Raw genomic sequence first — 976 nt, 5'->3', positions numbered from 1 at the left:
GGACCGTCCCTCGCGCTGATCGTCGAGTACATCGACCAGCACAAAGACCAGTTCGGAGTCGAGCCGATCTGCGCCGTCCTGACCGGGATGGGCGCCAAGATCGCTCCGAGTACCTACTACGCCCGCAAGGCGCGCCCGCCCTCGGACCGGGCGGTGCGGGACCAGGCCGTCACCGCGAAACTTCGGGAGGTCCATGCCCGCAACTACGGCGTCTACGGCATTCGGAAAATGTATGCCGCCCTGGCCCGCCTGGGTGGCGTCAACGGCTTGCCTGTCGCCCGCTGCACCATCCAGCGCCTCATGAAAGCGGCTGGCCTGAAAGGAGTATCCCGCCGCAAAACTCCCAGAACGACCGTCGCCGGCAAGGGTATCGACACCCGCGCCGATCACGTCAAGAGGAATTTCACCGCCACTGCGCCAGACCAGTTGTGGGTTGCCGACTTCACCTACGTGAGAACCCTTTCCGGATGGGTCTACGCGGCGTTCATCCTGGATGTGTTCTCCCGGAAGATCGTCGGCTGGCGCCTGTCGAGGAATATGCGCACGGATCTGGCCCTGGACGCCCTGCAGATGGCCATCTGGGCCCGTCAGCGTGACGGGCGCGACCTGAGCGGCCTGATTCACCACTCGGACAGGGGCGTTCAGTACGTCGATGTCCGCTACACCGCCCGCTTGGAAGAGGCCGAGGCCGTCGCTTCGGTCGGCTCGAAGGGAGACTCCTACGACAACGCGATGGCCGAGGCCTTGAACTCGGTCTACAAGGCCGAACTCGTCCGCAACCTGGGCCCCTGGAACGGGATCGACGACCTCGAGATCGCCACCGCCGAATACATCGACTGGTACAACAACGACCGGCTTCACGAGGCCCTCGGCCATGTCCCGCCCGCCGAGCACGAGGCCAACTTCTACACCAAAACCCCAGCCACCGAGCTGATCACCGTGTAATCAGACCCTCTACCAAACCCGGCACTTGACA

Annotated in this window: 1 protein-coding gene; it reads left to right on the top strand. The window is 64.1% G+C overall.

The features are described 5' to 3' along the window. A partial coding sequence (locus LR394_RS41025; RefSeq protein WP_231450140.1) for an IS3 family transposase occupies positions 1 to 945 on the top strand: 945 nt, incomplete at its 5' end. Positions 946 to 976: the final 31 nt, after the last annotated feature.

Origin of the sequence: Kineosporia babensis (assembly GCF_021129305.1) — a bacterium.
Classification (GTDB): domain Bacteria; phylum Actinomycetota; class Actinomycetes; order Actinomycetales; family Kineosporiaceae; genus Kineosporia; species Kineosporia babensis.
The sequence above is the reverse complement of the archived record's forward strand: the minus strand, read 5'-3'. Positions and strand labels throughout refer to the sequence as shown.